Here is a 21,284-nt window from a genome sequence, read left to right as displayed (position 1 = left end):
GGCCGGTCGGCGCGATGGACACAGGGATCGAGGCAGGCTCGATGCAGGCGGTGCTGCGTGACGCGTTGCTCGACAGCCGGCAGCGCTGGCGCGACCTCGTGGAGATGGCGGCCGACCTCGCGTGGGAGACCGATGCCGAAGGCCGGCTCACCTTCGTCGCGCCCGACCCGGCGCTTGGGTGGCGCGCTGCCGAGCTGCTCGGCCAGCCGGCGGAGGTGCTGCTCGCGCCCGGCGACGGTGGCGCACCGCCATTCTCGCCCTTCCGGGTGGAGCGGCAACGCCGTGGCGTGCGCGCCTGGCTTCGCCGTGCGGACGGCTCGCTTGCCTGCATGTCCTTCGCCGGCGTCCCGCTGTTCGGGCCGGACGGGCAGATCGCCGGCGCCCGCGGCGTCGCCCGGGACGTCACCGAGGAGGAGGAGCGGAACGCGGCGCTCGCCGCCGCGCTCAGGCGCGAGGCGCTGACGGACGCGGTGCTTGAGGAGGCGCGTGCCGAGGTGCTCGCCGACGGCATGCTCGCCGGCGCCGCGCGGGCACTGCTTCCGGCAATCGGCGCAGCTGGTGTGGCGGTGCTGCGCCGCAGCGGTGCCGAACTCATCCCGCTCGTGACCCTCGGCGACTCGCTTCCCGGCCTTGTCGCATTGGCCGCGCGCGCGGCGAAGGGCGCAAGCGCGGGGCCGCGGGTGATCCTCTGCCCGGAGGGACGGCCGGTTCTCGTCGCGCCCGCCCGGCAGCCGGGACAGGCCGAAGGGCTCCTCCTGCTCTGGCGGGCGCCGGGCGGACGGGCCTGGGACGAGGAGGAGCATGCGCTGGCGCGGGCTGCGGCGGACGTGATCGGCATCATGCTCGCCCACCAGGCGCTTCAGGCCGAGATGTTCCGCCAGGCGCGCACCGACCCGCTGACCGGTCTGATGAACCGGCGCGCCTTCCTCGAGGAGGTGTCGCGCCGGCTCGATCGGCTCGATCGCGAGCGCCGTCCGGGCGCCCTCTTCTACATCGATCTCGACAATTTCAAGCCGGTGAACGACCGGCTCGGCCACGAGGCGGGCGATGCGGCCCTGCGCGCCGCCGCCGAACTGTTGCGCGGCGCCGTTCGGCCGACCGACCTCGTCGCCCGCCTCGGCGGCGACGAGTTCGCGATCTGGCTCGACGGTGCCGATGAGACCATCGCCGCGCGTCGGGCCGAGCGCCTGCTCGCGGATGCGCCGCTCGCGCTCGCCCATGTCTCGCTCGACGCGAGCCAGCCGCTCTCGTTCTCGATCGGCATCGCTGTCCGCGCAGGCAGCAGCGGCGAGGGCCTGAGCCACATGATCGTGCGCGCCGACACCGCGATGTATGCCGCAAAGCGCGCCGGCAAATCCGCCTGGAGCCTCGCTCCCGCATGAACGAGTTCACGCCGCACACCATGCAGCCCGCCGACTACGAGGAAGCGAAGCGGATCGCCCGAGCGGGCGACACGAGCGAGCGTGCCGCGCTCGCCTCCCGCACCGACCTCGCCCCGGAGATCCTGTACTACCTCGCGGCCGACAAAGCCTCGCCGGTGCGGATCGCGGTGGCCGCGAACGGCTCCACCCCGCCGCAGGCGAATGCGCTGCTCGCCGGCGACCCGGACGAGTCGGTGCGCGTGGCGCTCGCGCGCAAGATCGCCGCGCTCTCGCCCGGGCTCGACCAGCATGAGCGTGACCGGCTCTCCCGCCTGACCTGGGAGACGCTCGCGCGCCTTGTCAATGACACCGCCGTGCAGGTGCGCGCGGCGATCGCCGATGTCGTGAAGGCGATGCCCGATGCGCCGCGCGCCCTGATCACCCGGCTCGCCCGCGATACCGAGTTGCCGGTCGCCGGACCGGTGCTCGAGTTCTCGCCGCTGCTTACCACCGAGGACCTGCTCGCGCTTGTGGCCGATCCGCCGGCGCCAGCGACGGTCACGGCGATCGCCCGCCGCCCCCATCTCAACGCCGACGTGTCGGACGCCATCGCCGCCTCCGCAAGCTCGGCCGCGATCACGCAGCTTCTCGCCAACCCCTCGGCGCAGATCCGCGAGGCCACGCTCGATGCTCTGATCGCCCGCGCCCCCGCCCACAAGGAATGGCACGAGCCGTTGGTCCATCGGCCCAGGCTGTCGCCGGCGGCGGCGCGCAAGCTCGCCGGCATCGTCGCCCAGCATCTTGTCCACAAGCTCTCCGAGCGGCCGGACATCGACCCGGCGACCGCCGCCTTCCTCAAGGCGCAGGTCGTGCGCCAGGTGGCCTGGACGGGGCCTGCGGCGGCGCATCCGTCGGACGAGCCGCTGCCGGCGCAGGCGCTCGGCGAGGCGGCCGAGCTCGAGGACGAGGGCGAGCTGACGGAGGACAGGCTCCTGATGTCGGCGGCACTCGGCGAGACCCGTCGGGTCGCGGCGATGATCGCGCGCGCCGCCGGCCTGCCGCTTGCGGTGGTCGACCGTGCCGCCGCGCTGCGCAGCGCCAAGGGTCTCGTCGCGCTCTGCTGGAAGGCCGGATTCTCGATGCGGGCTGCGGTGGTGGTGCAGGCTCTGCTCGGGAGGCTGCCGCCCGCTTCGGCCATCACTTCCATCCCGGGCAGGCCCTGGCCGCTGTCGGAGGAGGAGATGCGCTGGCAGATCGCCTTCCTCTCCCGTGCCTGTCACGGAGCGAAGCCAGGGGCTGCCCAGGGTCGGGCGAGGATCGTCCAGGCCTGAGCGCCCGGCGCGCGCCTCAGGGGCGGATCAGCGTGCCCGCGCCATGCTCGGTGAAGAGTTCGAGCAGGATTGCGTGCGGGATCCGTCCATCGAGGATCACCGCCCCCTCCGCGCCCGCCCGCACCGCCTGGACGCAGTGTTCGACCTTCGGGATCATGCCGCCCGAGACGGTTCCATCGGCGATCAGCGCCTCGGCCTCCGCGCAGGTGAGCTCGGGGATCAACCGCTCGTCGCGGTCGAGCACGCCGGGCACGTCGGTCAGCATCAGGAGGCGCTTCGCTTTCAGCGCGCCCGCCACCGCGCCGGCGACCGTGTCGGCGTTGATGTTGTAGGTTCGCCCGTCCGGCCCAATGCCGACCGGGGCGATCACCGGAACGATCTCGGCAGACTGAAGCGCCTTCAGCACCCGCGTGTCGACGAACTCGGGTTCGCCGACATAGCCGAGATCGAGCACGCGCTCGATGTTCGAGCCCGGGTCCTTCTTGGTGCGCACCAGCTTGCGCGCACGGATCAGGCCGCCGTCCTTGCCCGAGATACCGACGGCGGTCACCCCGGCGGCGGTGATCAGGCTCGCCACCTGTTTGTTGACCGATCCGGCGAGCACCATCTCAACGACCTCGACCATCTTCTCGTCGGTGATCCTGAGGCCGTCGACGAAGTGCGAGGTGATCTGAAGCCGTTCCAGCATCGCATTGATCTGCGGCCCCCCGCCGTGCACCACGACGGGATAGAGGCCGGAGAGCTGGAGCCAGGCGACGTCGCGGCCGAAGGTGACGGCGAGCTCCTCCTCGCCCATCGCATGGCCGCCGTATTTGATGACGACCGTCGCCTCGTCATAGCGGAGCAGATAGGGCAGAGCCTCGGAGAGGATCCGCGCGCGTTCCTCGCCGCTCATGCCCGACCCAGCCATGGCCTCTCTCCCCGTGCCGCCGCGCGGCGCGTCATGCCGCCCCCGTCCGGCGAGGTCAAGCGAGGCGCACGCAGGTCTCCGCCCCGCCCCGCTGCCGCGGCACGGTCAGCGACGCAGTCAGGCGGCCAAAGACGCAAGCTCGGCACGGAGGTCGGCGATGCCCTGGCCTGTCACGGCGGAGGTGACCAGCACCGACGACAGAGCCGCGGTGTGACCGCGCGCGACCGCCACCGCACGCCGCGCGATCGCTGCAAGCGGTTCGGGCTTCACCTTGTCCGCCTTGGTCAACACGATCTGGAAGGCGCACGCCGCCTTGTCGAGCAGCGCCATCGCCGCCTCGTCCGCCGGCTTGAAGCCGACGCGCGCATCGATCAGCAGCACGACCCGCCGGAGGTTCGCGCGCCCACGCAGATAGTCGAACATCAGCCCCTGCCACGCCGCCTTCACCGACCGTGCCGCCTCGGCATAGCCGTAGCCGGGCATGTCGACGAGGGCGAGCCGCCCGCCGAGGTCGAAGAAGATGAGCTGCCTCGTCCGGCCCGGCGTCGCCGAGACGCGGGCAAGGCCGCGCCGCCCGGTCAGCGCATTGAGAAGGCTTGATTTGCCGACATTCGACCGCCCGGCGAAGGCAACCTCGGGCAAGCGGGGAGCGGGCAGCCCGGCAAGCGTCTCGGCAGCGTGGAAGAAGGCGCAGGGTGCCGCGAACAGGCGCCGCCCAGCCTCCAGCGCCGCGGCACGCTCGGCATCGCCCCCGGCCTTCAGGTCTTCGCCATCTGAGGCGACTGCGCGACGCGACGCATCATCAGCCATTGTTGCGCGATCGACAGGAGATTGTTCCACGTCCAGTAGATCACGAGGCCCACGGGGAAGGTGCCGAGCATGAAGGTGAACACGATCGGCATGAACTGGAACACCTTCGCCTGCACCGGGTCGGGCGGGGCCGGGTTCAGCTTCTGCTGGGCGTACATCGTCACGCCCATGAGAAGCGGCCAGATGCCGAGATGCAGGAACGGCCCGATGATCGGCACCACCGTCGGCTCCCACGGGATCAGCCCGAACAGGGTGAAGATGTTGGTCGGGTCCTGGGCAGAGAGATCGCGGATCCAGCCGAAGAACGGCGCATGCCGCATTTCGATGGTGACGAAGAGAACCTTGTAGAGCGCGAAGAACACCGGGATCTGGATGATGATGGGCAGGCAGCCGGAGACCGGGTTCACCTTCTCCCGCTTGTACAGCGCCATCATCTCCTGCTGCATCTTCTGCGGGTCGTCCTTGAACTTGTCCTTCAGCTCCTGCATCTGCGGGGCGAGGAGCTTCATCTTGCCCATCGCCTTGTAGCTCTTGTTGGCGAGCGGGAAGAACAGGATCTTCAGGAACAGGGTGAAGATCAGGATCGCCACACCGTAGTTGCCGGTGAGCTCGGAGAGCCAGTGCAGCGCTGCGAAGAACGGGCGCGTCAGGAAGTAGAACCAGCCCCAGTCGATCGCCTTGTCGAGGCCCTCGACCCCGAGCGTCGCCTCATAACGATCGAGCAGGCTAACGAGCTTGGCGCCGGCGAAGAGGTGGCTGCGCGTGACCTCGGCAAGGCCCGTGCGCACCTCCTTCGCGTCGCCGAGGAAGTCGATCTGGAACCGGTTCTGCCCCCCCTCCTGAAGGACGCGGAAGGAGAACTCGGCGTTGCGGGTCTGGTCCGGCAGGAGGGCGGTCAGCCAGTACTTGTCGGTGAAGCCGCCCCAGCCGCCGCGGCCCTCGTGTCGGAAGGAGATGCTGTTGCCCTTCGCCGCCTCGTCGCGCGCGGCCGTGTAGGTCTGCTCGGTCAGCCGCCCGCCGAACACGCCCACAAGCCCCTCATGCAGGAGCCAGTTGCCGGCCGTCTGCGGCGTGTGCTCGCGGCGGACACGGCCCCAGGGACGGAGCGTCACCGGCTCGGCCGTGCTCGAGGTGACGCGCTGCTCGACCGTGAACAGGAAGTGCTCGTCAACCCTGATGACAAGTTCGAACAACAGCCCCTCGCCGTTGTCCCAGGAGAGGGTGACGGGGCGGCCAGCGGTCAGCACCGTCGCCGAGGTCTGCCAGCGCGTGTTGACGTCGGGCACGCGCACGCTGCCTTCGGCGGTCCAGCCGAACTGCACCCAGTAGGGCGTTGGCGTGTCGCGGCCCATCAGGAGGCGCACGAGCGGGCTGTCGGCCTCGACCGTCTCGCGGAAATTGCGCAGCGACAGGTCGTCGAACCGCGCGCCGGTGAGGTTGATCGAGCCGACGAGCCCCGGGCTGTCGATCCGAACGCGGAGGTCGGCCGGCGTGGTCGAGCCGCGCGCTCCCTCGCCCTGTGCCTCGAGGCCGCCCGGGGCGGCCCTCGCCTGGCGTTCCGCTTCGGCCGCGCGCTCCGCCTCCTCAAGCGCCGCGATCTCGGCCTGGCGGGCGCGCTCCGCCTCCCGGATCGGCTGGTTCCAGAAGATCTCGAACACGAACAGGATCATGATCGAGATCGCGATGGCGAGGATGAGGCGCTTCTGGTCGACCATCACTCTCCCTTCAGCGGTCTGGCCTGGGCGCTGGCGCAGGTGCAGGGGGGAACCGGGTCGTGGCCGCCCTCGGTCCAGGGGTTGCACCTCAGGATCCGCCGGGCGGCGAGCAGGCTTCCCCTCGCCGCGCCATGCATCGCGATCGCCTCCTTGGCGTAGGCGCTGCAGGAGGGGACGAAGCGGCAGTTGGCCCCGATCACCGGCCTGAGCGTCCATTCATAGGCGACGATCCCGCCGGTGAGCAGCCACGCGAGCGGCGAGCGCGGCTTGCGCGCGCCGAAAGAAGGCGCCTCGCGGCCGCTCATGTCACACCGAGCCGCCGCAGCGCCTGGGCGAGATCCTCGCACAGGGCCGGGAAAGGCCGATCGACCGTTGCCTGGCGTCCGACCAGAACGAGGTCCCATCCCCCCCGGGCCGAGGCAAGCGCCGCGCGTGCCGCCGCGCGCAGGCGACGCCTTGCCCGGTTCCGGGCCACCGCGTTGCCGATCTTCCGCGAACAGGTCAATCCGAGCCGGACGCCCTCTCGTTCCGGAACGGCGAGGGCCTGGACGATGACACCGGGCATCGCCGCTCTCCGCCCCTTCTCGGCAACCAGCAGGAATTCCGACCGGCGCCGAAGGCCCGCCGCCCCCTTCCCGGCCACCGCCGTCGCGACGCCTGCGCCGCTCAGGCCGACAGGCGCTTGCGGCCTTTCGCCCTGCGGGCGGCGATCACCTTGCGCCCACCCACCGTCGCCATGCGCGTACGGAACCCGTGCCGGCGTTTGCGGATCAACCTGCTCGGCTGGTAGGTGCGCTTGGACACGACACAAAGCTCCTTGATGCCGGCGCCGCGCCGGCGCGGCGCCTTCGGCCGGCGCAGCGCCAGCCGACGGACGGGGGCGTATAGCGGCGTGAGGGAGCCGGCGTCAACCGGCCATGGTGGTCGCCCGGTCGCACCGCCGCGCCGCGCCGGCCGCGGCCCGCGGGGCCCGCTCGGAACCGGAGCCGGTGCAGCCCCCGTGCGGCGCGAGCAGGCCTCGGCGTATCGGGGAGGGATCGGGGCCGCGCCGTGGGGAGTCATGCGTCTCTCAGTCCTGCCTCTTGCCACGCTCGGCGTGCTCGCCGGCGGTTCGGCCCTCGGGCAGAGCCCCTCACCCGCGCTTGGCCAGGGGTGGGCGGGAGAGCTCCGGTCGCGCGGCGGTGCGGCCTCCAGCGACGCGGCGGGTTCGACCGGAGCCGGTCTCCTCGACGGGTCTTTGAGCTACAGCTTCGACAATGGGCTCACGGCTGAGGCGGAGCTCGAGGGCAATGGCCTACTCGGAAGCGAGGGGGCGGGAGGCACGGTCCAGGCCTGGTGGGAGGATCCGAGCCTCGGGGGTGATCGGCGCCTTCGCCGAGGCCTCGCGCTCGGACGGGCTGTGGCAGCGACGCTTCGTGTTCCATGGCGAGCTCTATCTCGGGCCCTTCACGCTGCGCGGCCAGGCCGGCATCGCCCCCCCCCCGACAAGGAGGGGTCGAGGGAGCTCTAGGGAGGGTTCTTCGGCCTCATCTCCGGCGGCTGGTATCCGCTCGACGCGCTTGGGCTCAATCTCGGCGCGTCGACCCAGGGAGGGCGCGGCCTTGTCTTCGGCAATGTCGAGTGGGCACCCGGGTTCCTGCCGCAGGGCGGCTTGTTCACGCTCGATGCCGGCGCGGGGCCGGGGGGGTCCTGCTCGGGCTCGTCGGCGTCCGTTTCGTGTTCGGCCCGGGTGCGGCGAGCACCGTGCGCGGGCGGCAACTCGGCGAGGCGCCGGGCTTCCCGCGTTATGTGGTCGGGGCATTCGGGGAGCGGAGGGCTGCGCAGGCACCGCCAGCAAGCGGCGGTCAGAGATCGTCCGGAGGCTCCGCGCTTTGAGGGGCCTCCGGCCGGCTGCCCAAACCCGAAAAGCCCTCACGTGGCTGCGTTGACCGAGACCGACCCCTAGCGTCAGCTAAGTGAAGGGACGAGGGGGGCCCCCTCGTCCCTCCCCTGAGCGTGGTCAGCTGCGGCGGCGCCGCGCAGCCGCGAGACCGAGCAGCCCAAGCGCGAGCAGGCCGAGCGTGGCCGGTTCCGGAACCGTCGGGGGAAGGCTCCCGATATCGAGCAGCGCGTAGCGGATCGTGCCGCCCATGACGAGGGTCTCGAAGACACCGTCGCCGAAGAACTGGACCGTGGTGAAGCTGCCGCTGTCATCGAAGGCGGCGACGAAGATCTCATAAACAAGAGAGCTCGGGTTGAGCCGCCCCGGGAACAGCCCTTGGCTTGACGTGTTCGCGACCGCGACCTGGATCGGCGCCCCGCCGTCGAACGAGATGTAGAGCGCCGAGGGGAAGCAGCAGGTCGCCCAGTCCCCGATCTCGAACCCGATCGCGTTGATCGGGTTGTCAAAGGTGAGGGTAAGGCCGCCAAGCGGGGCCAGGGCGAGGTCGCGGCTCGTGGGGGCGATGGAGATCACCCGGCCGGACATCTCCCCGTAGTCAAAGAGGAAGATGGTCCCGCCGTTGGTGCGCGTGACCACGTAGGCGCCGCGATCGAACACCGTCCCCTGAAATGACGACAACGAGAAGTCCCACTGATCAGCGGTCGGCGTGCCGCCCGCCGCTGTGACCGTTGCGTTGAAGTTGTTCACGCCCGCGGTGATGCCATCGAACACCGTGACGATCGTTGCGTGCGAGGCGGCAGCCCAGAGAGCAATCGCCCCCGCTGTCGCAAGTGCCAGTCGTCGTCTCATCTCTCCATCTCGCTTTTATTGCGTGTTGGGAGTCCGCACCAGCGGCCCCCATGCGAGGCACGCATAAACGATGCCATCCCGCTTAATTATCTGTTTTCCTTTGCTTTATCTTATCACCATCGCAACGTCTGCGGAGGCGTGTCAAGAATTCCGACACGGTGCGAGCCGAGCCGCAGGCCCCCGCCCGGTTGCTCACCCGCCCGTGACGGGGGGGAAGAACGCCACCTCGTCGCCCGCCCGCACCGGCGTGTCGGGAGTCGCGAAGTCCTGGTTCACGGCGCAGCGTATGCTCGCGCGGTTGGCAAACGCCGCGGAATGGCCGGGGCTGCGCCCGGCGAGCCAGTCGGCGAGCGCGCCGACCGTGCCGACCCCTTCGGGCGGCGTCACCGTCTCCTCTGCGACTCCCACCCGCTGCCGGAGCCAGGCGAAGTAGAGGACGCGGATCACGCTCAGCGCGGCGTCGGCACGGTGCGGAGCGTGCCGTCCGCCCCCATCAGGGTGGTGGTGCCGCCATCGCGCACGGTGGTGCCGGAGCCGGCCGGGCCGCCGAAGGTCCCTGTCCGCTCGGTCCGCGTTCCGCCGGTGGTGACCGTTCCGGGAGGAGCGAAGGGGATCGCCTGGCCACGCTGCTCAGGGTCTGGCGGCGGAGGGGCGAGCTCACGGGGTGCGGGCGTGGCCGAGATCTGCTCGGGCGGGCGGGCGGCCTCGCGGTTTTCGGTGGCCGAACCGCGAGGCTGCGCCGCGCGACGTTCGCGTCTCCCCTCGCGTTCGGCGCGCTGCGCGCGTTCGCCGTCCGTCTCGACCGCGCCCGTCCGCGGCAGCTCCTGGGTATAAGGCCATTGGATCGAGAGGTCGGGCTGCAGCGCCGCCGTGCCGTCCGGCTGGCCGCGCAGGCGGCGCATCGTGTAGCCCTCGGCTTCCGCCGCCGGAACGGGAAGCGGGCGCATGCCGAAGCCACCGAAGCCCTCTCCCGACCCGGAGAACCCTTGCCAGACCCCGCAGCCCCCGAGCGTCAGCGCAAGCCCCACCGCCACAAGGCTCCGTGGCACGCGCATCCTCGCTTCGCCCGAACACGTCATCGGCATCCCCGTCGCATGGCACAGTAGCTACGCCGCCGGGTCGGGCGCCACAAGGGAGGGCGCATTACCCGCGCCGAACCTGCTCGGCAGCCGGTCGTCCCGCCTCGGCCCTAGGCGCATCGCGGCGTAGATGTCGCAATCCGGCCGAGAAATAGTCCCATCCCGTGACGAGCGTGAGAGCGGCGGCGAGCATCAGCAGCGCCTCGCCGAGCAGAGACACCGGCAGGACATCGAGCCCGAGCAGGGCGGCCGTGCCGTCGCCGGCGACGAGCATGCCGAGCGCCGTCATCTGCACCCCGGTCTTCCACTTGGCGAGGGCGGTGACGGGAAGCCCCGCGGCGAGGCCCGCGAGATACTCCCGCAGGCCCGAAACGAGGATCTCGCGGAGCATGATCACGACGGCGGCGAGCAGGCCGAGATCGGAAAGACGCCCGAGCCCCGCGAGCAGCATCAGGGTGGCGCCGACCAGAAGCTTGTCGGCGATCGGGTCGAGCATCCGGCCGAGATCGGAGGTGGCGCCACGGGCGCGGGCGAGCCTGCCGTCAAGCCAATCGGTCACCGCGGCAGCGGTGAAGACGACGCAGGCGGCAAAATCAGCGGCCGGCAGCCGGGCGAGCATCAACGCCGCGAGCACCGGGATCGCCGCGATGCGCGAGACGGTCAGGAGATTGGGAAGGTCGCTCGGCACGGAACCCCGCCTGCTCGGCCGCGCTCCCGCAGCGCGGCTCGGCGGCAAGGGCTCAGCCCTCGCCAGCCGGGGGCAGTCTAGCGGGCGCAGCACCCGGATGGAAATGGTCGTAGATCCGCTGAGCCAAGGCCCGGTCGATCCCGGGGCAGGCCTCGAGCGCGGCAAGGCCGGCCTGGGCGACGCCTCGCGCCGAGCCGAAATGGTTAAGCAGCGCCCGCTTGCGCGCAGGGCCGATGCCCTCGATCCCGTCGAGACCGGAGCGGGAGAGCGTCTTCTGCCGCGCCGCCCGGTGGGCGGAGATGGCGAAGCGGTGCGCCTCGTCGCGCAGGCGCTGGAGGTAGTAGAGGACGGGATCGCGCGGCGGCAGCTCGAAGGGCTCCCGCCCGGGAAGGAAGAAACGCTCGCGCCCGGCGTTGCGGTCCGGCCCCTTGGCGATCGCAACGATCGGCACGTCCTCGACGCCGAGCTCCGCGAGCACCGCCTCGGCAGCGGCGAGCTGGGCCGCGCCGCCGTCGATCAGAACGAGGTCGGGCCAGGACTCGCCACGCTCCTCCCCCCCCTCCTCGCGCAGCAGCCGGCCGAAGCGGCGGGTGAGGACCTCGCGCAGCATCGCGATGTCATCGCCAGGGGTAATCTCGCCCTTGATGATGAACTTCCGGTAGGCGGACTTGAGGAAGCCCTGGGCGCCGGCGGCGATCATCACGCCATAGGCCTCGCGCCCGCGGGTGTGGCTGTTGTCGTACACCTCAATACGCGCCGGAGGAGAGGCGAGCCCGAACACACGCGCCACCCCCTCGAGCAGGGCGCCCTGCCCCGCCCGTTCGGCTAGGCGACGCTCGAGCGCCTCGCGCGCGTTCGTCTCGGCGAGCGCCACCATCTCGCGCTTCGGCCCGCGCTTCGGCACGGCGATCGTGACCGCCCCGCCGGCCTTCAGCGCGAGCGCCTCCGCAACGAGGCGCGCCCCGGGGATCTCGTGGCTCAGAAGGAGCTGCCGCGGCGGCGGCTTGTCGTCGTAGAACTGGCCGATGAAGGCGCCGAGCACGGCCCCAGGCCCGTCGCCCGACGCATGGCCCGGAAAAAAGGCGCGGTTGCCGTTGTTCCGCCCGGCGCGCACGAAGAACACCTGAATTGCGCTCGCTCCCCCCGCCTGGTGGATGGCGATCACGTCGGCATCGCCGACCTCGAGAGCGTTCACCGCGTCCTTGCCCTGGACATGAGTCAGGCCACGGATCCGGTCACGCAGGCGAGCCGCGTGCTCGAAGGCGAGTTCGGCCGCAGCGGCTTCCATCTCCGCCGCAAGCTCCTTCTGAACCTCGGCCGAGTGGCCGGTGAGGAAACGCCGCGCCTGGGCGACCAGGGCGGCATAGTCCCGTTCGCTGACGCGGCCGACGCACGGCGCGGCGCAGCGCTTGATCTGGTAGAGCAGGCAGGGCCGGGTGCGCGAGGCGAACATCGAATCGGTGCAGGAACGCAACAGGAACGCCCGCTGCAGCGCCGTCATCGCCTGGTTCACCGCCCAGGCCGAGGCATAGGGGCCGAAATACTCGGACCCCTCGCGATGCGCGCCGCGATGCTTGGCAAGCCGCGGGAAGGGGTGGTCGGTCGTCAGCGACAGCCACGGATAGGACTTGTCGTCGCGCAGTACGATGTTGAACTTCGGTTCGAGGCGCTTGATGAGATTGCTCTCGAGCAGCAGCGCCTCCGCCTCGGTGTGGGTGGTGATCACCTCGAGCGAGGCGGTCAGGCTCACCATGCGCCGGAGCCGCTCGGGCAGGCGCGCCGGCCGGGTATAGGCGGCAACGCGTTTGCGCAGGCTCCTTGCCTTGCCGACATAGAGCACCTTGCCCGAGGCATCCTGCATCCGATAGACGCCAGGGGTGTCGGGCAGGCTCGGCAGGCAGGCGGCGATGACGGTGTGGCCAGTGGCCGGCTTGGCGCCGCGCTCCACTCCACTGTCGGGTGAAACCTCACCTTCGGTTCGCGTCATGCGCGTTTTTCCTTGTTCCTCCGCGCGCGGCATCCGGCCGTCCATCCATCCACCGAATCTGTGGACAAGTCTGTGGGGAAGGTTCTCACGGAAGCGCGAGTCCGGCCTCCTTCCTTGAGTTTAATGGACTGCCGCCTTCTTGGGCAGCTTTCGTCAAACCACTGAAAACACTTGAAAATATTTCCGGCCTGCGCGCGTTCGACGGTTCGGTCGATGACAGGGGTGTGTCAGAGACGCGCAGCTGCTGCCGAAAGCCGGCAGTGGACAAATCGCGCGGTCAGGGCTCTCGGTTGCGACGCTCGATCTCGACGCCGACCGAGGCCGCTCCGGCGACCGCTTCGAGCTTCTCAACCCTGACGCGAACAAGCCTGACGCGCCGGTCGGCGAGGCACGCCTCGGCGATCCGCTCGGCGAGTGTCTCCACCAGCGCCACATGCCCCGCCTCGAGGATACGCCGGGCGGTGGCCGCAACCGCCTCGTAATCGACCACCCGCGAGAGGTCATCGTGGCTCACGGCAGGGCGAGAGAGCGGCCTCGCCCCGTCGTCCTCCACACCGAGATCAATGCTCACGCGCACAGGCTGCGGGCGGCCGCGCTCGTGCGGGTGCACGCCCACGCACGCCTCGACCACGAGGTCGCGCACGAACACGTGCCTGAGCGCCAAGGCGGCGGAGGCAATCCTGCGCTCGACTGACGGGTCCATCCCCTCTTCCTACTCCTCGGGCTCGGCGTCGGTCGTCGGGCCCCAGTTCAGGTGCTGGCCGCCGTCGAGCGCGAGCATCTGCCCGGTGACGGAGGGAAGCGAAAGCAGCGCCAGCGCTGCGCGCGCAACCTCCTCCGGGCTCGTGCCGCGGCGGAGCGGCACGGAGGCGCACTGCCGGTCGAACTGCTCCTGGGTCTGCCTCGGGCTCGGCAGGGCAGGCCCAGGTCCGATCGCGACCACGCGGATTCGCGGCGCGAGCGCGAGCGCAAGCGACCGAGTGAGCGCCCACAGCCCTGCCTTGCTCACCGTGTAGCTCACGAAGTGCGGGGTGAGCGACCAGACACGCTGGTCGAGGAGGTTCAGGACCACGCCCTCCGCGTCGGGCGGCAGAGCGGCGGCGAAGCGCTGGGTGAGCACGAACGGGGCGCGCAGGTTCGGCTCGAGGTGCCTGTCCCAGCTCTCGCGTGTCGCATCGGCCACCTCGTCGCGCTCGAAGGTCGAGGCGTTGTTCACGAGCACGCCGAGCGGGCCCAGAGCGGCGGAGGCCGCCCCGACGAGCGGCGTGACCTCCTGCTCGCGCCCGAGATCGGCCCGGAGTGTGACCGCCTGCCGGCCGAGCGCGCGGATTGCCAACGCTGTCTCCTCCGCCTCCGCAGCGCTCGCCCCGTAGTGGATCGCGAGGTCGAAGCCCGCTTCGGCGAGCGCGAGAGCGATAGCGCGGCCGAGCCGCTTCGCCGCCCCAGTGACCAGGGCGGCACGCGGCACCGTGGCGGGGATGGCGTGGTTCATGGCGGCACAATAGGGCGAGCGGTGGCCCTGTCGAGCCTTGCGTCGCGGGAGCGGTGGCGCAGAATGCGCGCTCACGGGTGAGGAGGGCAGGCCGCATGGACGGCGGAACGCCGACACGCGACCACAACCTGCGCATCGACCCGCGCCGGCTGTGGGACGCGCTGATGGATATGGCGGCGATCGGCGCCACGCCGAAGGGAGGGGTGCGCCGGCTCACTCTGACCGAGGTGGACAAGCGCGGCCGGGACCATTTCCGCAAACTCTGCGAGGCGGAGGGGCTCACCGTCACGGTCGACGCGATCGGCAACATGTTCGCCCGCCGCCCGGGGCGTGACCCCTCGCGCAAGCCGGTCCTGTTCGGCTCGCATCTCGACAGCCAGCCTTCGGGGGGCAAGTTCGACGGGGCGCTCGGGGTGATCGCCGGGCTCGAGCTGATCCGCACCCTGAACGAGGCGGGCGTCGAGACCGAGGCCCCGCTCGTGCTGTGCAACTGGACCGACGAGGAGGGCTCGCGCTTCGGCCACTCGCTGATGGGCTCGGGCGTCTGGGCCGGGGTCTATCCGCTGCCGAAGGCCTATGCGCTCGCCGACTCCGAAGGCGTGACCGTTGAGCAGGCGCTCGAGTCGATCGGCTACAAGGGCGAGCAGACGGCTGAGTGCTTCCCGGCCGATTCCTATTTCGAGCTGCACATCGAGCAGGGGCCGATCCTCGAGGCGGAGGATCGGCTGATCGGCATCGTCACCGGAGCGCAGGCCCAGGTCTGGTACGATGCGGTGCTGACTGGGCGCGACAGCCACGCCGGAACTACGCCCCCCTTGGCGCGTCGTGACGCTCTCGTCGGTGCCGCGCGAATCATCGACCTCGTCGACCGGATGATGCGTGCGCGCGGCGAAGCAGGGCGCGGCACGGTCGGCCAACTCCAGGTGCTCCCGAACAGCCGCAACGTCGTTCCGGGAGAGGTCCGGTTCTCGGTGGAGTTCCGCCACCCAGACGATGCCGAACTCGCGGCGATCGCCGAAGCGTTCCCGAAAGCGGCGCAGGCGATCGCGGACGAGCTTCGGCTCAGTCTTACGCTCACCGAGCTCTTCCGCTTCGCCGCCCAGCCCTTCGACCCGGACTGCATCGCTCTCGTGGCCGAGACGGCGAAGCGTCGCGGCTTCAGCGCGCGCAAGATCGTCTCGGGTGCGGGGCATGACGCGGTCTACGTGGCGCGGAAGGTGCCGACGGCGATGATCTTCATCCCCTGCAAGGACGGGCTCTCGCACAACGAGGAGGAGAGCATCCTTCCCGAGCATGCGGCCGCCGGCGCACAGGTGCTGTGCGATGCCGTGCTCGCCCGCGCCAACCGGAGGCTCGCATGATCCACGTGCTTGCGCGGATCACGCTCGAGCCCGGCGCGCGCGCCGCTTGGCTCGCCGCCTTCCTCTCGGTACAGCCGCTCGTTCTCGCCGAGGAGGGCTGCCTCGCCTACGAGGCCACGGCGGATGCGCCCGGCGTGCTCCCCGCACAGACGCTCGCGGGAGACGACACGGTGGTCATCATTGAGCGCTAGCGCGACGAGGCGTCGCTCAAGGCGCACAGCACTGCCCCGCACATGAGCGCCTCTCGCGCGGCGGTGAAGCCGCTCGTGGCCTCGGTGCGGATCGAGGGCCTGCGGCCGCTTTGAACCGAAACGACAACGAACCGGAGAGGAAACCCATGCGAGCCCTTCTCGCTGCCGCGCTCGCGCTCCCGGCCGCCCCTGCGCTCGGGCAGGACATCACCGTGCGCGAGATCGGCAGCTTCCACATCGGCGGCGGCATCACCACCGTCTCCGGCCTGCCGACGCGTGAGATCATCTTCTCTCCCGGCTCGCCGCCCTTCCGCTACGACCCCAACGGCGATTTCCAGGCGGGGCAGATGTATGTCCAGTACGTCCGGCTCGCCAACTCTCTGGCGCGCTTCCCGCTCCTGCTCGTGCATGGCGGCGGCCTTACGGGCGTGACCTGGGAGCCCACGCCCGACGGCCGCCCGGGCTGGCAGATGGCTTTCCTGCGCGCGGGGCACGACGTCTCTGTCTCCGACGCGGTCGAGCGTGGCCGCGCGGGCTGGTCGCGGTTTCCCGAGATCTTCAAGGGCGAGCCCGTATTCCGGACCATGGGCGAGGGCTGGCAGCTCTTCCGGGTCGGCCCGGCCGATGGCTGGGCGCGCGACCCGCAGGCGCGGCGCGCCTATCCCGGAACACGCTTCCCCATCGCGGCGTGGGACCAGTTCACCAAGCAGTCCGTGCCACGCTGGGTGACGACGGATGCGAAGATCCAGGCGGCCTATGACGCCTACATCGATCGCGTCTGCCCCTGTCTGGTGATCGTGCACAGCCAGGGCGGCAACTTCATGTTCCGCGCCGCACTTCGAGCGCCCGACAAGATCCGCGCGATCATCGCGATCGAGCCCTCCGGCGCCCCCGATCCGGCGCGGGATGATGCGGCACGGGTGAAGGACATCCCGCATCTGATGGTGTGGGGCGACTTCCTCGGCGAGAACGCCCTGTGGCAGCGGATCAAGCCGGTGATCGACCGCTGGGCGGCGGCGATCCGCGAGAAGGGCGGGACGGTCGAGGAGCTCTCCTTGCCCGACTGCATCCGGGGCAACTCGCACATGCTGATGATGGACGACAACACCGACCAGATCGCCGCGCTCATCCAGGAGTGGATCGCCGCGAAGGGCCTCATGCGCTGACGCGTGCTCGGCCAAGATGGTTTCGGCGAAGGGGGTTGCCCGAGGGCGCCCCCCTTTCTATAGCGACGCCCACCCGGGCCACGCGCCCCGCCCGGCCCGGAAAGGACGCGCCTTGGCCAGCACCGACACGACCGACCGAGCGATCGACGCCGACGCCATGGCCGCTCTGCTCGAGCGCACGGCCGGGCCGGAGCGGCGGATGGCGGATGCGCTGCGCGCACTCGCCATCGACGCGGTCGAGGCGGCCAAGTCGGGCCACCCAGGCATGCCGATGGGCATGGCCGATGTCGCGACCGTGCTCTGGACGCGAGCGCTCAAGTTCGACGCCGCCGATCCGCGCTGGCCCGACCGCGACCGGTTCGTGCTCTCGGCCGGCCACGGCTCGATGCTGCTCTACGCGCTCCTGCACCTGACCGGCCATGCCGGCATGGAGATGGAGGAGCTCCGGAACTTCCGCCAGCTCGGCAGCCGCACGGCCGGCCACCCGGAGTTCGGCGAGCACCCAGGCATAGAGACCACCACCGGGCCGCTCGGCCAGGGGCTTGCCAACGCCGTCGGCATGGCGATCGCCGAGCGCATGCTCGCCGCCCGCTTCGGCCGCTCGCTCGTCGATCATCGCACCTGGGTGATCGCCTCCGACGGCGACCTGATGGAGGGCATCAGCCACGAGGCCGCCTCGCTGGCCGGCCATCTCAGGCTCGCCAAGCTCACCGTGCTGTTCGACGACAACGGTATCTCGATCGACGGCTCGACCGGGCTCTCCTGTTCCGATGACGTTCTGAAGCGCTTCGCCTCCTATGGCTGGGCGACGAAGCGGATCGACGGCCACGACCATGCCGAAATCGCTGGGGCGCTCGGCTATGCGATCCGCTCCGGCAGGCCGACACTGATCGCCTGCCGGACCGTGATCGGCTTCGGCGCCCCGACCAAGGCCGGCAGCGCCGCAGCGCATGGCGCGCCGCTTGGACCTGAGGAGGCGCAAGCGGCGAAGCGGGCGCTCGGGTGGGATTATCCCCCCTTCACCGTCCCGGCCGAGATCGCCGCAGCCTGGGCCGAGGCGGGAAGGCGCGGCGCGCGCGACCGTCTCGCCTGGCTTCGGCGGATGCAGCGAAGCCCTCTCCGGGCTGAGTTCGAACGCGTGCTCCAGGGCCGGCTGCCGGACGAGTGGCGGGCGGGGCTCGATGCCTGGAAGCAGGCGGTCGCCTCCGAACGGCCCAAGCTCGCCACACGCCAGGCGAGCCAGAAGGCGCTCGAGGCGCTCGCCCCGGCGATCCCCGAACTCGTCGGCGGCTCGGCCGACCTCACCGGCTCCAACCTCACCCACGTCAAGGCGATGGGCACGGTCTCGCCCGGGAACTGGGGCGGGCGGCATATCCACTGGGGCGTGCGCGAGCACGCCATGGCCGCGGCGATGAACGGGATCGCGCTGCACGGGGGGCTGATCCCCTATGGCGGCACCTTCCTCGTGTTCTCCGACTACATGCGCCCGGCCATCCGGCTTGCGGCTCTGATGCGCCAACGTGTGGTTTATGTGCTCACCCATGACAGCATCGGGCTCGGCGAGGACGGGCCGACGCACCAGCCCGTCGAGCATCTCGCCTCCTTGCGCGCGATTCCGAACCTCTACGTGTTCCGCCCGGCCGATGCGGTGGAGACGGCCGAAGCCTGGGCGCTCGCTCTCGCGCGCAGCGACGGCCCCTCGGTGCTTGCGCTGACCCGCCAGCCCGTTCCGACTCTGCGCACGACGCACACGCCGGAGAACCTCACCGCCCGCGGCGGCTATGTGCTTCTCGAGGCCTCGGGGCAGCGCCAGGCGACTCTGATCGCGACCGGCTCCGAGGTCGCGATCGCGGTCGCGGCGCGCGAGATCCTCGAGGCGGCGGGAATCGCCACCGCCGTCGTCTCGATGCCCTGCTTCGAGCTGTTCCTACGCCAGGACGAGGCGACCCAGGCGATGATCCTTGGCGGGGGCTTGCGCGTCGGGATCGAGGCGGCCGTCAGCCTCGGCTGGGACAGGGTGCTCGGGCTGTCCGGGCTGTTCATCGGCATGAGCGGCTTCGGCGCCTCAGGCCCCTATGAGAAGCTCTATCGCCATTTCGGCATCACAGCGGAGGCGGTGGCGGGGGCGGTGCTGCGCCGCCTCGGCCGTGACCCGAGCGAGTGAGGGGAGGAAAGCACGCCATGCCCGTGAAGGTTGCCATCAACGGCTTCGGCCGAATCGGCCGGCTCGTTCTGCGCGCGATCGTCGAGAGCGGACGGACCGATGTCGAGCCGGTGCTGATCAACGACCTCGGCTCGGTCGAGGCGAACGCCCACCTCTTCCGCTATGACAGCGTGCACGGGCGCTTCCCTGGCGAGGTGACCACCTCGGCCGATAGCATGACCATCGCTTACGCGGGCCGAACCTGGGGCCCGATCCGCGTCACGGCGGAGCGTGACCCGGGCAAGCTGCCGCTCGCTGGCGTCGATGTCGCGATGGAGTGCACCGGAATCTTCACCTCCAAGGAGAAGGCGCAGCCGCTCTTGGCCGCCGGCGCCCGCAAGGTTCTCATCTCTGCCCCCGCCGACGGGGCGGATGCGACCATCGTCTGGGGCGTGAACCAGCACGTGCTGACGCCGGCGATGACGGTCGTCTCCAACGCCTCCTGCACAACGAACTGCCTCGCGCCGATGGTGAAGGTCCTGCACGAAGCGTTCGGCGTCGAGCGCGGCTACATGGTGACGATCCACGCCTACACGGGCGACCAGACCACGGTCGACACGCTGCACAAGGACCTCCGCCGCGCCCGCGCCGCGGCGGTGAGCATGATCCCGACCTCGACCGGCGCGGCGCGCGCCGTCGGCCTCGTTCTACCAGAGCTCAAGGGCAAGCTCGACGGCACCGCGATCCGGGTGCCGACGCCGAACGTCTCGCTCGTCTCGCTCGACGCCACCCTCAAACGCGCGGTGACGGCGGAGGAGGTGAACGCGGCGATGGCCGCCGCAGCCGACGGGCCGCTCAAGGGAGTGCTTGCGATCAACACTGCCCCGCTCGTTTCAATCGACTTCAACCACAGCCCTGCCTCCTGCACCTTCGACGCCTCGCAGACGGCGGTGATCGAGGGCACGTTCGTGCGCGTCATGGGCTGGTACGACAACGAGTGGGGCTTCTCGAACCGGATGAGCGACACCGCCGCCCTGCTCGGCTCGCTCTGAGCCATGGCCGTCCGAACGCTCGGCGAGCTTGCTGCGTCGGGGAAGCGCGTGCTTCTCCGCGCCGATCTGAACGTTCCGATCAAGGACGGGCAGGTCACGGATCTGACCCGCCTCGAGCGCCTGACGCCGACGATACGCGAGCTCTCTAACGCCGGAGCGAAGGTGATCGTGCTCAGCCATTTCGACCGGCCGAAGGGGCGGCGCGTGCCGGAGATGTCGCTTCGCCCGGTCGCCGAGGCGCTCGCCGCGGTACTCGGACGAAAGGTGGGGTTTGCCGCCGACTGCATCGGGCCGGAGGCGGAGGCGGCGGTGGCTGCGATGTCGCCAGGCGATGTCCTCGTGCTCGAGAACACCCGCTTCCACCCGGGCGAGGAGAAGAACGACGAGGGCTTCGCCCGCGCGCTCGCAGCGCTCGGCGATGCCTATGTCAACGACGCGTTCTCGGCCGCGCACCGCGCGCATGCCTCGACCGAGGCGATTACGCGGCTTCTCCCGGCCTATGCCGGGCGTCTGATGCAAGCCGAGCTTGAGGCGCTCGGCGCCGTGCTCGGGGCGCCGAAACGGCCCGTGGCGGCGATCGTCGGCGGCGCGAAGGTCTCGACCAAGCTCGACCTCTTGGGCAACTTGGTCGGAAAGGTCGATCTGCTCGCGATCGGCGGGGCGATGGCGAACACCTTTCTCGCCGCGCGCGGCCACGCCGTGGGCAAGAGCCTCGAGGAGCCTGATCTCCACGACACCGCACGCGGCATCCTCGCGCGCGCGGAAGAGCAGGGCTGCACCATCCTTCTGCCCGAGGACGTGGTCGTGGCGCGCGAGCTCCGCGCAGGTGTCGAGACGCAGATCGTTCCGGTGACGTCGATCCCCGCCGAGGCGATGGCGCTCGATCTCGGCCCGCTCTCCACTGCGGCTCTGCTCGCACGGCTTGGTGAGGCGCGCAGCCTTGTCTGGAACGGCCCGCTCGGCGCCTTCGAGACGCCGCCCTTCGACGCGGCGACCGTGCGCGTCGCGAAAGGCGCGGCGGGGCTGACCCGCGCCGGCACGCTTCTGTCTGTCGCCGGCGGCGGCGACACGGTCGCGGCTTTGCGCCACGCCGGGGTGCTCGAGGACTTCTCCTATGTCTCGACGGCAGGCGGGGCCTTCCTCGAATGGCTCGAGGGAAAGACGCTGCCCGGAGTGGCCGCCCTCGAGCGATAGGGCCAACGCCTACGCCCGCGTGGATTGCTGCGGGCCGCCCGTTTTACGTATCGTTAACTCATGCGGGTTATGA

At 70.6% G+C, this 21,284-nt stretch carries 21 protein-coding genes; 8 read left to right on the top strand and 13 right to left on the bottom strand.

What is annotated here, in order from left to right; genetic code table 11:
• The first annotated feature begins 14 nt into the window (after nucleotides 1–14).
• Together KO353_RS14145 and KO353_RS14140 are read left to right on the top strand one after the other, a co-directional pair.
• Complete coding sequence (locus KO353_RS14145) at nucleotides 15–1,382, top strand: sensor domain-containing diguanylate cyclase (protein ID WP_218285426.1); 1,368 nt, start codon at nucleotides 15–17, stop codon at nucleotides 1,380–1,382.
• Nucleotides 1,379–2,692: a DUF2336 domain-containing protein gene (locus tag KO353_RS14140; RefSeq protein WP_218285425.1), complete on the top strand. Its 1,314-nt coding sequence runs from the start codon at nucleotides 1,379–1,381 to the stop codon at nucleotides 2,690–2,692. Before KO353_RS14145 ends, KO353_RS14140 begins: the two co-directional genes overlap by 4 nt.
• Before the next feature lie 16 nt (nucleotides 2,693–2,708).
• Here KO353_RS14140 and argB read toward each other — a convergent pair whose 3' ends face one another.
• The 13 genes from argB to KO353_RS14075 form a co-directional block, all read right to left on the bottom strand.
• A complete protein-coding gene (gene argB / locus KO353_RS14135; protein WP_218285424.1) occupies nucleotides 2,709–3,602 on the bottom strand; it encodes an acetylglutamate kinase in 894 nt (297 codons plus the stop codon).
• 117 nt (nucleotides 3,603–3,719) lie between these two features.
• Nucleotides 3,720–4,412 carry a ribosome biogenesis GTP-binding protein YihA/YsxC gene (gene yihA / locus KO353_RS14130; protein ID WP_218285423.1) on the bottom strand — a complete coding sequence of 231 codons (693 nt, stop codon included), beginning with the start codon at nucleotides 4,410–4,412 and terminating at the stop codon, nucleotides 3,720–3,722.
• Nucleotides 4,361–6,127, bottom strand: a complete 1,767-nt coding sequence (gene yidC / locus KO353_RS14125) for a membrane protein insertase YidC (protein ID WP_218285422.1) — start codon at nucleotides 6,125–6,127, stop codon at nucleotides 4,361–4,363. The genes yihA and yidC overlap by 52 nt, the downstream gene beginning before the upstream one ends.
• A complete protein-coding gene (gene yidD, locus KO353_RS14120) occupies nucleotides 6,127–6,432 on the bottom strand; it encodes a membrane protein insertion efficiency factor YidD (RefSeq protein WP_218285421.1) in 306 nt (101 codons plus the stop codon). The genes yidC and yidD overlap by 1 nt, the downstream gene beginning before the upstream one ends.
• Nucleotides 6,429–6,770 (bottom strand): ribonuclease P protein component, encoded by a 342-nt coding sequence (gene rnpA / locus KO353_RS14115; protein WP_218285420.1) that lies wholly within the window; start codon nucleotides 6,768–6,770, stop codon nucleotides 6,429–6,431. The genes yidD and rnpA overlap by 4 nt, the downstream gene beginning before the upstream one ends.
• A gap of 23 nt (nucleotides 6,771–6,793) precedes the next feature.
• Complete coding sequence (gene rpmH / locus KO353_RS14110) at nucleotides 6,794–6,931, bottom strand: 50S ribosomal protein L34 (RefSeq protein ID WP_218285419.1); 138 nt, start codon at nucleotides 6,929–6,931, stop codon at nucleotides 6,794–6,796.
• Nucleotides 6,932–8,126: 1,195 nt separating this feature from the next.
• Complete coding sequence (locus KO353_RS14105) at nucleotides 8,127–8,858, bottom strand: PEP-CTERM sorting domain-containing protein (protein ID WP_218285418.1); 732 nt, start codon at nucleotides 8,856–8,858, stop codon at nucleotides 8,127–8,129.
• Between the two features lie 192 nt (nucleotides 8,859–9,050).
• Entirely contained in the window at nucleotides 9,051–9,305 is a 255-nt protein-coding gene (gene moaD, locus KO353_RS14100; RefSeq protein ID WP_456236914.1) for a molybdopterin converting factor subunit 1, read from the bottom strand.
• 2 nt (nucleotides 9,306–9,307) lie between these two features.
• The gene (locus KO353_RS14095; protein ID WP_218285417.1) at nucleotides 9,308–9,907 is read right to left on the bottom strand and encodes a hypothetical protein; all 600 of its coding nucleotides are present in this window, start codon (nucleotides 9,905–9,907) and stop codon (nucleotides 9,308–9,310) included.
• A 94-nt stretch (nucleotides 9,908–10,001) separates the two neighbouring features.
• Nucleotides 10,002–10,625, bottom strand: a complete 624-nt coding sequence (pgsA, locus tag KO353_RS14090; protein ID WP_218285416.1) for a CDP-diacylglycerol--glycerol-3-phosphate 3-phosphatidyltransferase — start codon at nucleotides 10,623–10,625, stop codon at nucleotides 10,002–10,004.
• 52 nt (nucleotides 10,626–10,677) lie between these two features.
• A complete protein-coding gene (gene uvrC, locus KO353_RS14085) occupies nucleotides 10,678–12,612 on the bottom strand; it encodes an excinuclease ABC subunit UvrC (protein ID WP_218285415.1) in 1,935 nt (644 codons plus the stop codon).
• A gap of 277 nt (nucleotides 12,613–12,889) precedes the next feature.
• On the bottom strand, nucleotides 12,890–13,315 hold the full coding sequence (locus KO353_RS14080) for a dihydroneopterin aldolase (protein WP_218285414.1): 426 nt from the start codon (nucleotides 13,313–13,315) through the stop codon (nucleotides 12,890–12,892).
• 9 nt (nucleotides 13,316–13,324) lie between these two features.
• Nucleotides 13,325–14,104, bottom strand: coding sequence for an SDR family oxidoreductase (locus KO353_RS14075; protein ID WP_218285413.1), 780 nt, complete (start codon nucleotides 14,102–14,104; stop codon nucleotides 13,325–13,327).
• A gap of 95 nt (nucleotides 14,105–14,199) precedes the next feature.
• Here KO353_RS14075 and KO353_RS14070 point away from each other — a divergent pair, with 95 nt between their 5' ends.
• From KO353_RS14070 to KO353_RS14045, 6 genes are all read left to right on the top strand, one after another.
• A complete protein-coding gene (locus tag KO353_RS14070) occupies nucleotides 14,200–15,465 on the top strand; it encodes a Zn-dependent hydrolase (protein ID WP_218285412.1) in 1,266 nt (421 codons plus the stop codon).
• Entirely contained in the window at nucleotides 15,462–15,656 is a 195-nt protein-coding gene (locus KO353_RS14065) for a putative quinol monooxygenase (RefSeq protein WP_218285411.1), read from the top strand. Before KO353_RS14070 ends, KO353_RS14065 begins: the two co-directional genes overlap by 4 nt.
• 146 nt (nucleotides 15,657–15,802) lie before the next feature.
• The gene (locus KO353_RS14060; RefSeq protein ID WP_218285410.1) at nucleotides 15,803–16,822 is read left to right on the top strand and encodes an alpha/beta hydrolase family protein; all 1,020 of its coding nucleotides are present in this window, start codon (nucleotides 15,803–15,805) and stop codon (nucleotides 16,820–16,822) included.
• A gap of 157 nt (nucleotides 16,823–16,979) precedes the next feature.
• On the top strand, nucleotides 16,980–18,986 hold the full coding sequence (gene tkt, locus KO353_RS14055; RefSeq protein WP_235692129.1) for a transketolase: 2,007 nt from the start codon (nucleotides 16,980–16,982) through the stop codon (nucleotides 18,984–18,986).
• Between the two features lie 17 nt (nucleotides 18,987–19,003).
• Complete coding sequence (gap, locus tag KO353_RS14050) at nucleotides 19,004–20,017, top strand: type I glyceraldehyde-3-phosphate dehydrogenase (protein WP_218285409.1); 1,014 nt, start codon at nucleotides 19,004–19,006, stop codon at nucleotides 20,015–20,017.
• A 3-nt stretch (nucleotides 20,018–20,020) separates the two neighbouring features.
• Complete coding sequence (locus tag KO353_RS14045) at nucleotides 20,021–21,211, top strand: phosphoglycerate kinase (protein ID WP_218285408.1); 1,191 nt, start codon at nucleotides 20,021–20,023, stop codon at nucleotides 21,209–21,211.
• The last annotated feature ends 73 nt before the right edge of the window (nucleotides 21,212–21,284 follow it).

The organism is Elioraea tepida, assembly GCF_019203965.1.
In the GTDB taxonomy this organism is placed as follows: domain Bacteria; phylum Pseudomonadota; class Alphaproteobacteria; order Acetobacterales; family Acetobacteraceae; genus Elioraea_A; species Elioraea_A tepida.
The sequence above is the reverse complement of the archived record's forward strand: the minus strand, read 5'-3'. Positions and strand labels throughout refer to the sequence as shown.

What these genes read in the sequence shown, in the direction of transcription:
- KO353_RS14065 (WP_218285411.1), top strand. Translation starts at nt 15,462, where the DNA reads ATGATCCACGTGCTTGCGCGGATCACGCTCGAGCCCGGCGCGCGCGCC.
- yihA (WP_218285423.1), bottom strand. Translation starts at nt 4,412, where the DNA reads ATGGCTGATGATGCGTCGCGTCGCGCAGTCGCCTCAGATGGCGAAGAC.
- uvrC (WP_218285415.1), bottom strand. Translation starts at nt 12,612, where the DNA reads ATGACGCGAACCGAAGGTGAGGTTTCACCCGACAGTGGAGTGGAGCGC.
- KO353_RS14045 (WP_218285408.1), top strand. Translation starts at nt 20,021, where the DNA reads ATGGCCGTCCGAACGCTCGGCGAGCTTGCTGCGTCGGGGAAGCGCGTG.
- argB (WP_218285424.1), bottom strand. Translation starts at nt 3,602, where the DNA reads ATGGCTGGGTCGGGCATGAGCGGCGAGGAACGCGCGCGGATCCTCTCC.
- yidD (WP_218285421.1), bottom strand. Translation starts at nt 6,432, where the DNA reads ATGAGCGGCCGCGAGGCGCCTTCTTTCGGCGCGCGCAAGCCGCGCTCG.
- KO353_RS14070 (WP_218285412.1), top strand. Translation starts at nt 14,200, where the DNA reads ATGGACGGCGGAACGCCGACACGCGACCACAACCTGCGCATCGACCCG.
- KO353_RS14105 (WP_218285418.1), bottom strand. Translation starts at nt 8,858, where the DNA reads ATGAGACGACGACTGGCACTTGCGACAGCGGGGGCGATTGCTCTCTGG.
- KO353_RS14145 (WP_218285426.1), top strand. Translation starts at nt 15, where the DNA reads ATGGACACAGGGATCGAGGCAGGCTCGATGCAGGCGGTGCTGCGTGAC.
- KO353_RS14080 (WP_218285414.1), bottom strand. Translation starts at nt 13,315, where the DNA reads ATGGACCCGTCAGTCGAGCGCAGGATTGCCTCCGCCGCCTTGGCGCTC.
- KO353_RS14140 (WP_218285425.1), top strand. Translation starts at nt 1,379, where the DNA reads ATGAACGAGTTCACGCCGCACACCATGCAGCCCGCCGACTACGAGGAA.
- tkt (WP_235692129.1), top strand. Translation starts at nt 16,980, where the DNA reads ATGGCCGCTCTGCTCGAGCGCACGGCCGGGCCGGAGCGGCGGATGGCG.
- KO353_RS14060 (WP_218285410.1), top strand. Translation starts at nt 15,803, where the DNA reads ATGCGAGCCCTTCTCGCTGCCGCGCTCGCGCTCCCGGCCGCCCCTGCG.
- yidC (WP_218285422.1), bottom strand. Translation starts at nt 6,127, where the DNA reads ATGGTCGACCAGAAGCGCCTCATCCTCGCCATCGCGATCTCGATCATG.
- gap (WP_218285409.1), top strand. Translation starts at nt 19,004, where the DNA reads ATGCCCGTGAAGGTTGCCATCAACGGCTTCGGCCGAATCGGCCGGCTC.
- KO353_RS14075 (WP_218285413.1), bottom strand. Translation starts at nt 14,104, where the DNA reads ATGAACCACGCCATCCCCGCCACGGTGCCGCGTGCCGCCCTGGTCACT.